The sequence below is a fragment of the Sulfurovum zhangzhouensis genome (assembly GCF_030347965.1).
GTDB lineage: Bacteria > Campylobacterota > Campylobacteria > Campylobacterales > Sulfurovaceae > Sulfurovum > Sulfurovum zhangzhouensis.
The window spans coordinates 143,979-158,228 of the sequence record NZ_JAQIBD010000001.1; the positions used below are offsets into that span (position 1 = coordinate 143,979).

Below are 14,250 nucleotides of genomic sequence, written 5' to 3' on the forward strand. Positions count from 1 at the left end.
TTGTTTGTTAATGAAATGTATCGTTATAGGCGTAGGAAATACTCTTTTCAGAGATGACGGCATCGGTGTTTATATGGCCTGCTTCCTGAAAAGTAACTATACTTTTTCTTCAGACATTGAGATTTTGGATGGAGGTACTTTGGGGTTAAACCTGATCGAGTATCTGCAAGCGTATGATGAAGTGATCATTCTGGATACACTCTCCATAGATGAAGAACCGGGAAAATTGTACAGGATACCTGCCGAGGAATTTTATGGTCTTGGCGCACAGAGGAATACTGCACATGAAGTAGAGGTCATACAGATGCTTGAAGCCGGGGCACTGTATGATCTTAAAGCCCGTGTAACGATACTCGGGGTAGTTCCGGAGGATATTAGCTCCGTTGCCATAGGCATAAGCCCTGCCCTCGAAAAACAATTTGCTAATTACTTACAATTAGTCCTTGATGAGATAAGTGCATTAGGTGTCAAAGCAGTACAAACCAAGGAAAGTTCACTTCAATCGGCCATTACTGAACTGATGGGTGATCACCACTGATCTCATACTATCATTTATCAATTTCCATATTCTACAAAGATCAAAAATTCTTCATAAAATTTTTCAAAATGAATGACCAATGACATAAAACCATTAAGCCATTGAGAGTATAATATCCCTATGAAAAACCTCAAAAATGCACTACTTCTCAAACATCTTTATCATTTAAAAGATCTAGGTCATCGTTATACAGACCTGACTATATTCAAAGAGGATCCCTCTGACCTTTTGTTACCAAACACGATGGAAGAGCTTAGAAAACAAGCACTTAACTGTCACCTGTGTGAGCTCAGTAAGAGCAGAACAAAAGTAGTGTTCGGAGAAGGTAATGAGAATGCGGATATTCTATTTGTCGGTGAAGCACCGGGGGCAAGTGAGGATTCACAAGGCAAACCCTTTGTAGGAAAATCAGGTGAACTTCTTACCAAGATGATCGAAAATGTACTTAACATACCAAGATCAGAGGTCTATATCGCCAATATCGTGAAATGCCGTCCACCGGAGAACCGTGCTCCAACTGCTACGGAGGCGCATACCTGCAGGCCTTATATTTTCAAGCAGATAGAACTTATCAAACCAAAACTGATTGTTACACTCGGCTCTACTGCGTACCATTATCTTACAGATGATTCCACACCTATCAGCCAGATAAGAGGAGTGATCAACCAACAGCCGGATTATATTATCATTCCGACATTTCACCCTAGTTATCTACTTAGAAATCCTAGCGCAAAAAAAGAAGTATTTGAAGATTTGAAGAAAGTAAAAAGTTTGATGTAATATGAGGTGCAAGGCAAAAGCCTTGCAAGCAGTGTATTACGCTTCTCGCGCTTTTGTTTCGATCTGTTCTACGATCGCCGGATCTTCCAACGTTGAGATATCCTGAGTAACCGCTTCTCCTTTTGCAATAGAGCGAAGGATACGTCTCATGATCTTTCCTGAACGCGTCTTAGGCAATCCAGGTACTTCAATGATATGATCTGCTTTTGCGATATTACCGATCTCATTTGCAAGTAATTCATTGATATGTTTTGCTATATCTGCATTGACATGTCCCTCTTTTAGTACGATATAGATGAAAATAGACTCACCTTTTATTTCGTGAGGACGCCCTACTACGGCTACTTCAGCTACAGTTGGATCTTTTTTAACCGCTGCTTCGATCTCTGCTGTTCCCATACGGTGTCCAGAGACATTGATAACATCATCTACACGTCCGGTGATAGTGATATATCCAAGGTCATCTACCAATGCACCGTCACCTGAGAAGTATACTGGTTTACCATCTTTTACGGCATCTCCAAAGTAGGACTTAACATATCTATCTGGATCACCCCAGATCGTACGGATCATACTGGGCCATGGCTTTGTGATACATAGTAATCCTGTCTCATTGACTTCTTTTGGAGTACCGTCATGATCGATAACTTCTGCCATAATACCAGGAAGCGGCATTGTCGCACATGCAGGTTTGATCGGTGTAGCACCAGGTAGTGGTGAGATCATATGACCGCCTGTTTCAGTCTGCCACCATGTATCCACGATCGCACATTTACCCTGTCCTACTTCTTCGTAGTACCATTTCCATGCCGGCGGGTCGATAGGCTCACCAACAGTACCAAGAACCTTCAGTGAACTAAGATCATATTTTTCCGGTTCATGTTCGCCCATTTTGTGAAGTACACGGATCGCTGTCGGTGCTGTATAGAACTGAGTGATCTTGTGATCTTGTACCATCTTCCATGCACGCCCTGCATCCGGATACGTCGGTACACCTTCGAACATCACTGTAGTAGCACCTGCAGCAAGCGGTCCATAGATGATATAGGTATGCCCTGTGATCCAACCGATGTCAGCTGTACACCAATAGACATCTTTCTCTTTAATATCAAATACCCACTCCATGGTCATCTGTGCCCAGAGGATATACCCTGCCTGATTGTGCTGAACACCTTTTGGCTTACCTGTACTACCGGAAGTATAAAGCAAGAAAAGAGGATCCTCACTATCCATTACTTCATACGGACACTCCGCATGCTGAGACTTGATCAAAAAGTTATAATCATAATCCCTGCCCTCAACCCATTCGATCTCTTCATGATTTCTTTTCACAACGAGTACGGCTTCAACACTCTTACCGCCATCTTCAAGTGCTTCATCAACCACATGCTTTAGCATATACGGTTTACCTTTTCTATAAGCACCATCCGCAGTGATCACAAGTTTTGCCTCAGCATCTTCAATACGGTCTTTAAGTGCTTCGGCCGAGAACCCGCCAAAGACGATAGAGTGGATCGCACCGATTCTTGCACATGCCAACATCGCATAAGCTGCTTCAGGGATCATCGGCATATAGAGTACAACCCTGTCACCTTTTTGGATACCGAACTCTTCTCTTAAAAGATTAGCCAACCTGTTCACACGTAATGAAAGTTCTGCATAGGAAATATGCTCTACATCACCTCTGTCACCTTCAAATAGGATAGCCGTTTTATCTGCTTTGTCTGCTAGATGTCTGTCGATACACTGATTTGAGACATTCAGCTTTCCGTTGGTGAACCATTTATAAAACGGTGCATTACTCTCATCCAGTACCTTCTCATAAGGTGACAGCCAGTCTATCTTCTCATCGGCGTATGTTTTCCAGAAGCCTTCATAATCCGCTATTGCTTTATTTTGAAGTTCCCAGTATGCATCCATACTTCTAATCGCAGCATTTGCAGCAAACTCAGGATTTGGTTGATATATCTCCCTGTGTGTTCTCATTGAGATCTCCTATTTTTTTTGATTCATACGATAAGTGTAACATAGATTATAAAAAAACTAAAAATCACTCAGCAGGTTTTATTAAATAGGAGTATTTTTATCCTATTTGTTACAAATAGTTATCTTTCTATAAAACTATTTGACAAACTTATAGTTCTGTGCTATGATTAAAAATAGTTGAGTCTATAAGACTCACATAGGAGCCTATGATGAAATACTTTAAAGAAGAGAAAGAAAAAGAACGAATCATCTGTCTTCTATGCCGTCATGCCTGTAAACTCAAAGAGGGTAGAACAGGAATGTGCGGTGTAAACAAAAATGTAGGCGGGGAGTTGGAAACACTTGTCTACGGACACCCTGTTGCCGTGCACATTGATCCGGTAGAAAAAAAGCCGATTTACCATATGCTGCCGGGAAGTACTGCACTCTCATTTGGAACAGTCGGCTGTAATTTCAGGTGTCCTTTCTGCCAGAACTGGGGCATATCTCAAGAACATAAAATTAATACAGATATCAATGTCAGCCCGGAGGAGATGGTAGATCTAGCCATCGAAGAAGAGTGTGAATCGATCGCCTATACCTATAATGAACCGACCATATTTTATCCTTATGCCAAAGATGTCGGTGTGCTTGCAAAAAAAAGAGGTCTTAAAAATATCTTTGTAAGCAACGGATTTGAAACTCCTGAAATTATAGAAGATATGACCAGCTGGGTCGATGCTGCCAACATTGATTTAAAAAGCTGGAATGATGAGTACTACAGTAAAGTTCTCAAAGGAGGCCTCGAAGAGGTCAAAGATACGCTTAGAAGAATGATAAAAAAAGGTATATGGGTGGAGATAACAACTCTACTCATAGAAGGTGAAAATGATAGTGACCAGGATATCAGAGAGATGGCTGAGTTTATCAAAAATGACCTTGGTCCACATGTACCTTGGCATTTGAGCGCATTTCATCCTGACTATAAAATGCTTGATCATGACAGAACCAAACTGGATACACTCATGCGTGCTAAAGAGATAGGAAAAGAGGTAGGTCTGTACTATATCTATCTGGGAAATGTTCCTGTACATGGTGATACACACTGTCCACAATGTGATGAACTGCTTATAGATAGAACAGGATATACCATTACCGTGAATAAACTGGAGGATGGTCACTGCCCTAATTGCAAAAGAGAGATAGAAGGAGTATGGAAATGAGTACACGAGAAACTTCGGTAGAAGGACAATTTTACCCTTCCAACCCTCAAGATATCAAAAAAGCATTTGCACACTATAATCAGATACTGGAAAAACATTTTTCTAAAGATGATGCGATCTGGCAGTTGCATCCAAGAGCTGTGATCGTTCCGCATGCAGGATACATGTACAGTGGATTTACAGCCAATATCGCACTAAAACTGATAGCAGATCAGGATGTAGAACGTATCGTCATTATCGGTCCAAGCCATCGCGTCTATTTCAAAGGAAGCAGTATTGCTGATTGTGACAATTATCATACGCCTTTAGGTGATCTGCCTATAGACAGAAAACTTGCATGCCAGTTGAAAGAGGAGTTTGGATTAGAGTACTTTCCCGATGCACACCACGAACACAGCACAGAGGTACAGTTTCCATTTATCAAAGCCTATAAGCCGAATGTATCAGTAGAAGAGATCGTTTACTCTGATGAAAAACCTGAAAGATTGGCACCCCTGATAAAACGGTTGCTTCAAGACCCTAAAACGGCCATAGTGATCAGTAGCGACCTAAGCCACTACTACAATATCCAGAAGGCAAATCATCTTGACAGTATTTGCTTGGATGCAGTGAAAGGACTGGATAGAGACAGATTGCACGAAGGATGCGAAGCATGCGGTAAGATAGGAATAGAAGCAATGATGATCGCTGCCAAAGAGCTAGGACTGGAGTCTGTGTTGCTTGATTATCGGACAAGTGCCGATGCCAGCGGTGATAAGTCACAGGTTGTAGGTTATATGAGTGCAGCTTTCGTGGAGGCTAAATGAAAAAAGAAGTACTTCTAAAACTGGCACGTGCCTCCATAGCTGAAGCAGTAGGACTTCCCTACCCTTTAGATTTGGATGGGATGATTCAGGATAATCCATGGCTAAAAGATGAAGGTGCATGTTTTGTCACACTCACTACAGGGGATTATGATATGCTCAGAGGCTGTATCGGTTCTATAGTGGCACACCGTCCGCTTTACAAAGATCTTATCCACAATGCTAAATCAGCAGCATTGAATGATCCGAGATTCCCTTCTCTTACTAAAGATGAGTTCGAAAAGATCACTGTTGAAGTCTCTATCCTTACACCTCCTCAAGAAGTCGAATACAGCTCTATCGATGACCTGCAATCAAAGATAAGAGTAGGTATAGACGGTGTGATCCTCAAACATGATGGCGCACATCAAGCAACCTATCTGCCGCAAGTATGGGATCAGCTGCCGGATTTTAAAAGTTTTTTCATGCATTTATGTATGAAAGCCGGTATGGGTATGGAATGTCTTGCATTCCACCCGCAGATATCAATCTATCAGGTAGAGGAATATAAAGAAGATTGAACAATTGTCTAATGGAGAATAAACATTGAAAGACTTAGACTCACTTATTGACTCAATCATTATGGATAGAGTACTTAAAAGCAGAACTATCATTGAAGCATTTGAAAACGTCGATAGAGCAGATTTTGTTCCTGATATGTTCAAAGAGAGTGCTTATGTAGATGCACCGCTTGGCATTGGAGAGAACCAGACCATCTCCCAACCTACAACAGTTGCCTTCATGCTTGAACACCTCGCTCCCAAAAAAGGAGATAAGATATTGGATATAGGTGCCGGGTCTGGATGGACCACTGCCATTCTTTGTCATATTGTTGGAGAAGAAGGAAGTGTTTTAGGGTTGGAAAGGATAGGCTCTTTAGTAGAACTCGGCAAGTTCAATCTTGCCAGATACTGCCATGATGATAGATGCAGGATCGAAAAGGCCGGAGATAAACTCGGTGTTCCCGGAGAAAAATTCGATAAGATACTCGTTTCAGCATCTGCTGATGAACTACCCGAAGAGCTCATTGACCAGCTTAATATCGGGGGGAAACTTGTCATCCCTGTACAAAACTCTATAGAAGTGATCACCAAAACTTCTGAAGATGAGTATCAAAGAGAGAGTATCTATGGTTTTGTATTTGTTCCATTGGTCTATTAATGACTCTCAGCTCATAAGAGGATAAACGTATAAAGATAAAGGAGCCATTCCCTGATGTACACAGAAGACCATGAAAAGTTTATCAAACGTTGCATTGAGCTAGCCCAAGAGGCACTCGATACTGGTGACAATCCTTTCGGTTCTGTAGTGGTCAAAGACAATGAGATCATTGCGGAAGCACGCAACAGTTCCCTGCATGATGACATCACAGACCATGCGGAGATCATCGCGATGAGAAAAGCTAAACAGGTACTTGGCACTTCTGATCTTTCCGGATGTATACTCTACTCCAACTGCGAACCCTGCCCCATGTGCTCTTTTATGATGCGTGAACAAAAGATCAAAGAAGTGGTTTTTGCCCTTCGGACGCCACATATGGGAGGATACTCCAGGTGGGATATCCTCCAGGATGAAGGACTGACACGTTATGCCCCTGTATTTTCTACTCCACCAAACATCATTGCCGGTGTACTTGAAAAAGAAGCAGCAGAGCAGTTTGAAAAAGCGGGATGGACGATACACAAGATATAAACTTATATCATCATTCTCAACATATCCTAAAATCCACACTATCTACTCACCAAGTATAGCAGGAGATAGTTAACTCTTATCATTCTAAAAATATTTATAAAAAAGTTGGAAAATATTGCGTTTTGTAATATTTCTTGAAATTAGCCGGACATTTTTTGTATACTACTAATACTTCATACAAGGGGAAAGAGGACATTTTGTTCCTCTAATAAATAGTTAGGCAATAGGAGACATAACATGCCAGTAGATGCAACACAGGCAAGAGAAATAATCTCAGGATTGAAGTGGTACTTCCAAGCCAAAAACTTAGCTTTGAAAAATGCACTATCCATAAGAACTCCTCTCTCAGTTGATCAGCAAAACGACATTCGAACATATTATTCGCTTTATCTCGCTAACTTACTTTCAGCTACGGAAATGCTCTTAGAAAAAGAATACCCCCTTTCACAAGACTTTAAACAAGAAATTGAAGCTGCTTTATCATTTCCTGAATATTCAGATGGAGAAAATAACTACTCCTATTTGAGAGAACTAAGAAACGCCGTAATTCACAGGGGCTTTGATATCTCCAGTTCAGCACACACTATAGATGACGTGCCACTTATGATAGCACCGCAAACTATCGTAAACCGGAGTGGAAAAAAGTCATATTCAGCCTTTGGCTTTTACCTGCTTGAAATGATTTCAAAATGTGAATCCGTCATCGGTCATCTCATTGAACAACATCTTCAATCAAAAGGGCTACTGAAACCTTTACCTACTCATGAGCAAATGGTGGCGGAAACCAAGGTCCACTTATCTAGCGCTGTTGGCATTCCCGAGTGGGTGAAAAACATGGGATCTAGCCATTTGGAAAACATTGATCACGAAAAAATGCAGCTGGAACAAATAAAAAGTTTTGTGGCTGTTCTTCATGAAAATCCACTTGGTTCATGATATGCCTAACAAATCAAAGGAGACCAATCAAAAACCCGCAGGCGGCTTTTTGATTGCTCATTTTAAACGTAATACATATAAGGAAGTCACTTGGAAGCAGTACAGCAAAATAGACTCAGCAATATAGGAACAATCATTGGACTGATCGCACTTGGTATAGCGATATTTCATTTTTTTCTCGGTCCTATCGAAAAGTCACCGACACTTGAAGAGTACGTAGCCGAAAAGACTATTTCTATCAAATCTGCTATATCATCAAAACTCAAAGGCGAAGAAGTAGTTACCAGACAAGAGAGATCTATCGGAACTGATGAGATAGTGGGTTACGTTGTTATTATACTTGGTTTTGCAGCTATATGTTTTGGCGTCATTGGATTTCTTAAAAAAGAGGAGTGGAAAGTCAGCAGTGTAGCTGTAACAATAGGGGCAAGTGCCCTGATTTTTAAATTTGCTATAGCCGTAGCCGGTGCGATTCTTCTTATTGTACTGATAGGTACATTGCTGGGCGGATTTGGGCTTTAAAATAGATAACAATTCATTTTAGTCCTTTCAAATCCAACAACAGCGCTTTTTGATAACTCATTTCAAACGTAATATAAACTCAAAATATTATAGTTCTGAACAGTATTTAACCATTAGCTATAAGTAATAAATATAAAATTCAAATGATCAAATTATAATCACTCTGTTGCTCTTATTTCCCTTACTATGCATTATAATTAAACAAAGAACCTAACAAGGATAAGACAATGAAAGAGTATATAGGTGCCTACTTTCAAGGCAAAGAACAAGTCAATGGCTTTATCGAAGACAGTGTATTGAATCTTGGTGCACTGAGTACATTTGAAGAAACTAATTTCGAAAATCTATTCCATGTCTTTAAGTCACTGGAACTGGTCTATGTTGTTGATGCAAAAACCTCTGTACAAAGCTCGCCGAATTACCATCCAACCCGTATCGATAAAGAAGCAATGGATATCAGTAGAGCTTATCTGCTGGAACGTTTGGAGGTCAAAGAGAACGGATTTGCCTTCACTGCACCCTATAAAAGTGCAGCGACTCAAACACTCTGTATCACGGCATCAAAAAAAGAGGGTGATAAGATCATCTTCATGGACTTTGATCTTAAAAGACTCCTGGAGAGACTTGGACTGATCGAAAGACATGCCGGGTTTGATGGTGTACAACTCGGTTTTTACCTCTTTACCGGTGCCTTTATGGCTATCATCGCTTTGGCAGCAGTCCTCTATTCACTCTTTGACTTTGCAGGCAATGTGATGGTGCTGAACCTTGATATTCATACGATCTTTAAGCCGATCATTGCCGCAACTCTGGGACTGGCGATCTTTGACCTGGCCAAAACGGTCTTGGAGCAAGAGGTCTTTTATAAAAGTTACGTCAAGAACTCAAAAGAAGAGGTCAAACTGCTAACCAAGTTCCTCTTTACGATTCTGATCGCCCTTGCGATCGAGACCTTGATGGTAGTATTTAAAATAGCGATGAAAGAAGATGGCGAGATGGTCAATGCACTCTATCTAATGGGTGGTATCTCATTCATCATTCTTTCACTGGCGATCTTTATCTACCTGACACAAAGAAAGGTCTCTTAGGGGCTGACAAGCCATTGCAATGTATAATAGATAAAAGCATTGAATGGACTATAAATGGGCTCAGAGATACACAAAGAAGCATTTACAGAACAGGATTACCAAGCATTTGAAGATGCTTGGCTCTCTGAGCTTGCGTTTGTCCAGCAACTCTTCACTGAAAATGGTGAACACTTTAGCGAGTCTAAACATCTGGGTTATGAGCTGGAAGCATGTATACTCGATGCGAAATATCAGCCTGCACCGATCAATCAAAAGATACTTTCAAAACTTGACCCTTCCCTCTTTACCAATGAACTTGCCAACTATGATCTAGAGATCAACGGTAGTATATTTAACTTTGGTCCCTCCACTCCTATTGAACTAAAACAGAACCTTATGATGCTCTGTCATAAAGCTGGAACAGCTGCCAAAAAGTTCGATTCCCATCTTGGTCTTTTTGGAGTATTTCCCAAGCTCATGCCGGAGCATTTTGATCCCAAGCAATACCAGTCAGATATGAGGCGTTATACACTGGCATCTCAGAGGATATATGAACTCCGTCATGAGAGTATCCATGTGCTTTTGCATGGGGAGGATGAAGTAAAACTGGATAGAGATGATGTTATGAGCGAAGCACTATGTACGTCACTGCAGATACATTTTCAAGTCCCTTTTTCTCGTGCAACAGAGTATTATCATGCTGCACTGATAGCGTCTGTGATAATGGTAGGGTTTGGAGCCAATGCTTCATTGGTACTGGGCAAAAGAGCATGGCATGAATCCCGTATCCCTATCTTTGAACAGTCAACAGATGCCAGAGACCAAAAAAGACGGGAAAAAGGCGATGAGAAAAGAGTGCACTTTGCGCATGGTTATATCAACTCTTGGCTTGATCTGTTCGAACAAAATAAGGACTTTAAGATCTTGTTTCCCGATGTGGTTGATGCACCTGTAGAAAAGCTCTATCACTTTAATCTTCATAATGGAACGATATGGAGATGGATACGTCCTATCATCTCTCAAGGCAAGGACGGGAAATGGGGACTTCGTATGGAACTTCGTGTCCTTCCTGCAGGTCCTACTCTTATCGATATACAGACAAATCTTTGGTTTTTTATCGGTCTTATAGAAGGCTTGGTCAAAAAAGGAATAGATCTTACTCTGATTCCATTTGAAGTACTCAAAAATGATTTCTATCATATAGCAAAATACGGTATGCAACATACTTTTCATGAACCCCTTGAAGGTCAAACTGTGGTACTGAATGAGTGGATATCACAAGAGGGACTAAATCTGGCAAAAGAGGGATTTGAATCTCTAGGAGTGAAGGATATGCAACCTTATCTGGATATCATCCAAGCACGTGCCCGAACAGGACAAAACGGTGCAGTGTGGCAACTCAAACATTTTGAAAAACATAATAATATCAACAAGCTCGTGGAGGATTATATGACAAATTTTGAAGCTGATACTCCTGTACACCAATGGAGCCTATAATGAAAAAACTTACTATTGTGAATGAGTTCCCGGAAAAGTTCTTAGAGATCAATTACCGTGATATCAAAGAGATATTTGATAGTCCTACACTTGTACATCTCAAAGGCGATAAAGAACCTGCCCTATTTATCTCTATCATGCTGCATGGCAATGAGTACAGCGGTTTACTGATCATGCAAGAGATTCTTAAAAAATATCAAAAAAAAGGATCCTTTCATCTGCCAAGAAGTATATGGCTCTTTGTGGGAAATGTCGAAGCAGCCTTTTTAGGACTTAGAAGACAGGATAATGAACTTGATTTCAACCGTGCCTGGCCAGGTACACCACACCCTGATGACCTTACGTCAAAACTCATCACTGAAGTAATGGCAAAGATCACTGAAAAAGAGCTCTTCGCTGCAATTGATCTACACAACAATACAGGCACAAATCCACCCTATGGATGCATCTCGGTTGTCAATGAGAAAAATAAATATCTAAGCAGTCTTTTCAATCATATCGGTATGGTGTTTCATACGCCAAAAGGTGTCTCAACCATGGCCTTTGACGACATCTGTCCTGCGATCACTCTGGAATGTTCTACTCCTGGAAATACTCTGGGTATAGAAAAAGCCGTATCGCTCATAGATGATCTGATGCATATGGACCATTTCCCGGAGAAAACACTTCCTGAACACGACCTTCAACTGGTACAAAACAATGCAGTGCTCAAGATTGCCGAGGATGTCACCTTTGGCTTTGAAGAAGAACAAGAGGCGTATGAACTTACATTGATAGACAACTTTGACCGTCATAACTTTACCCGTCTTGAACAGGGTGAAGTATTTGCACATACTACGATATCCAGACCGCTCATTGCCACTGCCGAGGACGGTACTGATATCACTGATGATATTATCAAGAATGACAATGGTGCATTATCGCTTAAAAAAGCGCTTATGCCTGCTATGATCACACTTGATAAAAAAATTATCCTTCAAGATTGTCTTTGTTATTTGCTGGAAGATTATGAAAAAACTTATTAAAATCTCACTGATCTTTGGAGGACTATTACTTGTACTACTGAGTTTTATACGTATCTATAAGATATCGGATATCAGTATGAACTATATGATGGTAGATGAAGATATGGTCATTGTTGAAAACTTCAGTGCAGGTGTACATATCCCTTCTTTTTTCTTTTTCCTCAAAGGACACTTTATTGACAATGAAAAAGGGATAGAACGCGGTGATATCATGGCATTTAAGCGTCATCCATTGGATAAGGGGCTATTTATTAAACGGGTAGTTGCACTGCCTGGGGATAAAGTCTATCAGGAGAACAAGGACTTCTATCTTCAGATCGGATCAGATAGAGAAAAAACCGTATCATTCGGACAGAAATACGGTATAGCAATTGTTCAAATTGCCAATGAGATTTGGCTCAAAAATCCTTACACACATTTTTATGGTGTTACACATTCAAATGAAATTATCGGACCTTCTGAACTTATCACCTATGCACCAACCGTCATTCCTGAACATCAATACTTTTTTATGGGTGACTTTAGGGACAACTCTAGAGATAGCCGTTTTTTTGGCCCGGTCCACTATAATAATATCTATTATAAGGTTTGGTACGTAATAAAAAAATCACATACACTTACAGAACTCTCTTCTATTAAACAGTTTTGAGCTCCACAGCTTCTTATCAGTATCCATTTAGATCTATAAAGAATGAAGAAGTAAAAAGAATATAGAAAAGTTAGATCAATTTTTAAAGAGCCTGTATCATTGATACAGGCATATTTTTAAGCCGTAAGTTCTTTGAGTGTTTCGTATGCTGCTTTGATCGCTTCATCGATCATCTCATTAGTAGTCGCTGTAGAGATAAACCCGGCTTCGAAAGAAGAACATGCCAGATAAACACCGCGATCTAACATTCCTTTATGGAACTTTGCAAACATTGAAGTATCGTTTTGTTGTGCATCCGTAAAATTTCTTACAGGTATTTCAGAGAAGAAGAATCCAAACATTGATCCTCTAACATCCGTTACCATCGGTATTTCAGCAGCATTTGCAGCCTTTTGGAAGCCATCCATCAGTCTTTTTGCTTTATTGCCAAGCTCAACATAGATACTCGGGTTTGCTTTAAGCTTTTTAAGGCTTGCAAGACCTGCAGCCATTGCAACAGGGTTACCGCTGAGTGTACCTGCCTGATAAACCGGACCTTCTGGTGAAAGGTGTGCCATGATCTCAGCTCTGGCACCAAAAGCACCTACAGGCATACCTGCTCCAATCACTTTACCTAGTGTCACCATATCCGGTTTTACAGTTGTGATCCCTTGTGCACCTTTGAGTGAAGCTCTAAATCCACTCATTACTTCATCAAAGATCAACAGTGTCCCATGTGCATCACAGATCGCTCTGAGTTCTTGAAGGAAATCTTCAGTAGCAGGAACCAGACCCATGTTACCAGCGATCGGCTCGATGATCACACATGCGATATCACCTTTAGCATCGGCAAAACACTGCTTTACTTCCTCGATATCATTGTAGGTAGCTAAAAGTGTGTGTTTTGTAAGATCTGCAGGAACACCTGGACTAGACGGTGCACCGAATGTTGCCAGACCCGAACCAGCCTGAACCAGCAGTGAATCAGAGTGACCATGGTAACATCCAGTAAATTTCAAGATATTATCCCTTCCCGTAAACCCGCGAGCAAGTCTGATAGCAGACATTACTGCTTCTGTTCCTGAGCTTACAAAACGTACTTTATCGATCGTATCAAAAAGGGTTGTGATCTCAGTTGCAAGTTCAGTTTCAACAAGCGTCGGAGCACCAAAGCTCAGTCCATTTTTCACAGCTTCCATCACGGCATTTTGGATATCAGCATCTGCATGACCGAAGATCAGCGGTCCCCAGCTCTGTACAAAGTCTATATACCTGTTTCCATCGATATCAAAGAGATATCCACCCTCACCTTTCTGGATAAACGGAGGGGTTCCTTCTACACCGTTAAATGCACGTACAGGTGAATCTACACCTCCCGGGATCACTTTGTATGCTTCTTCAAATGCTGCGATGCTTTTATCGTATGCCATATGATTAATCCTTGTTGTGTATAATTCTGAGATTTAAGAGAGTACTCCTCAATGGAGCTTTACAATCATCAGTTAATAGCGTGAATTATACTACAATGGCACTAA

15 protein-coding genes are annotated in these 14,250 nt (G+C 40.8%); 13 read left to right on the top strand and 2 right to left on the bottom strand.

Annotation, left to right across the window (positions count from 1 at the left end):
• The first annotated feature begins 10 nt into the window (after positions 1-10).
• Both PGH07_RS00755 and PGH07_RS00760 read left to right on the top strand, forming a co-directional pair.
• Complete coding sequence (locus tag PGH07_RS00755) at positions 11-538, top strand: HyaD/HybD family hydrogenase maturation endopeptidase (RefSeq protein WP_289411979.1); 528 nt, start codon at positions 11-13, stop codon at positions 536-538.
• A gap of 120 nt (positions 539-658) precedes the next feature.
• Entirely contained in the window at positions 659-1,318 is a 660-nt protein-coding gene (locus PGH07_RS00760; RefSeq protein ID WP_289411980.1) for a uracil-DNA glycosylase, read from the top strand.
• A gap of 36 nt (positions 1,319-1,354) precedes the next feature.
• Here the strand turns inward: PGH07_RS00760 and acs are convergent, their stop codons facing one another.
• The gene (acs, locus tag PGH07_RS00765; RefSeq protein ID WP_289411981.1) at positions 1,355-3,304 is read right to left on the bottom strand and encodes an acetate--CoA ligase; all 1,950 of its coding nucleotides are present in this window, start codon (positions 3,302-3,304) and stop codon (positions 1,355-1,357) included.
• A 209-nt stretch (positions 3,305-3,513) separates the two neighbouring features.
• On the opposite strand from acs, the gene amrS reads away from it, so the two are divergent.
• From amrS to lepB, 11 genes are all read left to right on the top strand, one after another.
• A complete protein-coding gene (amrS, locus tag PGH07_RS00770; protein WP_289411982.1) occupies positions 3,514-4,506 on the top strand; it encodes an AmmeMemoRadiSam system radical SAM enzyme in 993 nt (330 codons plus the stop codon).
• Positions 4,503-5,312, top strand: a complete 810-nt coding sequence (gene amrB, locus PGH07_RS00775) for an AmmeMemoRadiSam system protein B (RefSeq protein WP_289411983.1) — start codon at positions 4,503-4,505, stop codon at positions 5,310-5,312. Before amrS ends, amrB begins: the two co-directional genes overlap by 4 nt.
• Positions 5,309-5,869, top strand: a complete 561-nt coding sequence (amrA, locus tag PGH07_RS00780) for an AmmeMemoRadiSam system protein A (RefSeq protein WP_289411984.1) — start codon at positions 5,309-5,311, stop codon at positions 5,867-5,869. The genes amrB and amrA overlap by 4 nt, the downstream gene beginning before the upstream one ends.
• Positions 5,870-5,894: 25 nt before the next feature.
• Entirely contained in the window at positions 5,895-6,509 is a 615-nt protein-coding gene (gene pcm / locus PGH07_RS00785; protein WP_289411985.1) for a protein-L-isoaspartate O-methyltransferase, read from the top strand.
• A gap of 54 nt (positions 6,510-6,563) precedes the next feature.
• On the top strand, positions 6,564-7,040 hold the full coding sequence (locus PGH07_RS00790; RefSeq protein WP_289411986.1) for a nucleoside deaminase: 477 nt from the start codon (positions 6,564-6,566) through the stop codon (positions 7,038-7,040).
• A gap of 237 nt (positions 7,041-7,277) precedes the next feature.
• Positions 7,278-7,976 (top strand): hypothetical protein, encoded by a 699-nt coding sequence (locus PGH07_RS00795; RefSeq protein ID WP_289411987.1) that lies wholly within the window; start codon positions 7,278-7,280, stop codon positions 7,974-7,976.
• Positions 7,977-8,066: 90 nt separating this feature from the next.
• Complete coding sequence (locus PGH07_RS00800; RefSeq protein ID WP_289411988.1) at positions 8,067-8,498, top strand: hypothetical protein; 432 nt, start codon at positions 8,067-8,069, stop codon at positions 8,496-8,498.
• A gap of 227 nt (positions 8,499-8,725) precedes the next feature.
• Positions 8,726-9,586, top strand: a complete 861-nt coding sequence (locus PGH07_RS00805; RefSeq protein ID WP_289411989.1) for a hypothetical protein — start codon at positions 8,726-8,728, stop codon at positions 9,584-9,586.
• A 54-nt stretch (positions 9,587-9,640) separates the two neighbouring features.
• Positions 9,641-11,062 (top strand): glutamate-cysteine ligase family protein, encoded by a 1,422-nt coding sequence (locus tag PGH07_RS00810; RefSeq protein WP_289411990.1) that lies wholly within the window; start codon positions 9,641-9,643, stop codon positions 11,060-11,062.
• Positions 11,062-12,087 (top strand): M14 family metallopeptidase, encoded by a 1,026-nt coding sequence (locus PGH07_RS00815; RefSeq protein ID WP_289411991.1) that lies wholly within the window; start codon positions 11,062-11,064, stop codon positions 12,085-12,087. The genes PGH07_RS00810 and PGH07_RS00815 overlap by 1 nt, the downstream gene beginning before the upstream one ends.
• A complete protein-coding gene (gene lepB, locus PGH07_RS00820) occupies positions 12,071-12,736 on the top strand; it encodes a signal peptidase I (RefSeq protein WP_289411992.1) in 666 nt (221 codons plus the stop codon). The genes PGH07_RS00815 and lepB overlap by 17 nt, the downstream gene beginning before the upstream one ends.
• A 116-nt stretch (positions 12,737-12,852) precedes the next feature.
• Here the strand turns inward: lepB and hemL are convergent, their stop codons facing one another.
• On the bottom strand, positions 12,853-14,145 hold the full coding sequence (gene hemL, locus PGH07_RS00825) for a glutamate-1-semialdehyde 2,1-aminomutase (protein ID WP_289411993.1): 1,293 nt from the start codon (positions 14,143-14,145) through the stop codon (positions 12,853-12,855).
• Positions 14,146-14,250: the final 105 nt, after the last annotated feature.

Bases quoted from the DNA above. Each gene is read 5' to 3' on its own strand.
- hemL (WP_289411993.1), bottom strand. From the start codon at position 14,145: ATGGCATACGATAAAAGCATCGCAGCATTTGAAGAAGCATACAAAGTG.
- PGH07_RS00760 (WP_289411980.1), top strand. From the start codon at position 659: ATGAAAAACCTCAAAAATGCACTACTTCTCAAACATCTTTATCATTTA.
- amrB (WP_289411983.1), top strand. From the start codon at position 4,503: ATGAGTACACGAGAAACTTCGGTAGAAGGACAATTTTACCCTTCCAAC.
- lepB (WP_289411992.1), top strand. From the start codon at position 12,071: ATGAAAAAACTTATTAAAATCTCACTGATCTTTGGAGGACTATTACTT.
- amrS (WP_289411982.1), top strand. From the start codon at position 3,514: ATGAAATACTTTAAAGAAGAGAAAGAAAAAGAACGAATCATCTGTCTT.
- PGH07_RS00755 (WP_289411979.1), top strand. From the start codon at position 11: ATGAAATGTATCGTTATAGGCGTAGGAAATACTCTTTTCAGAGATGAC.
- acs (WP_289411981.1), bottom strand. From the start codon at position 3,304: ATGAGAACACACAGGGAGATATATCAACCAAATCCTGAGTTTGCTGCA.
- PGH07_RS00805 (WP_289411989.1), top strand. From the start codon at position 8,726: ATGAAAGAGTATATAGGTGCCTACTTTCAAGGCAAAGAACAAGTCAAT.
- PGH07_RS00810 (WP_289411990.1), top strand. From the start codon at position 9,641: ATGGGCTCAGAGATACACAAAGAAGCATTTACAGAACAGGATTACCAA.
- PGH07_RS00815 (WP_289411991.1), top strand. From the start codon at position 11,062: ATGAAAAAACTTACTATTGTGAATGAGTTCCCGGAAAAGTTCTTAGAG.
- PGH07_RS00790 (WP_289411986.1), top strand. From the start codon at position 6,564: ATGTACACAGAAGACCATGAAAAGTTTATCAAACGTTGCATTGAGCTA.
- amrA (WP_289411984.1), top strand. From the start codon at position 5,309: ATGAAAAAAGAAGTACTTCTAAAACTGGCACGTGCCTCCATAGCTGAA.
- PGH07_RS00795 (WP_289411987.1), top strand. From the start codon at position 7,278: ATGCCAGTAGATGCAACACAGGCAAGAGAAATAATCTCAGGATTGAAG.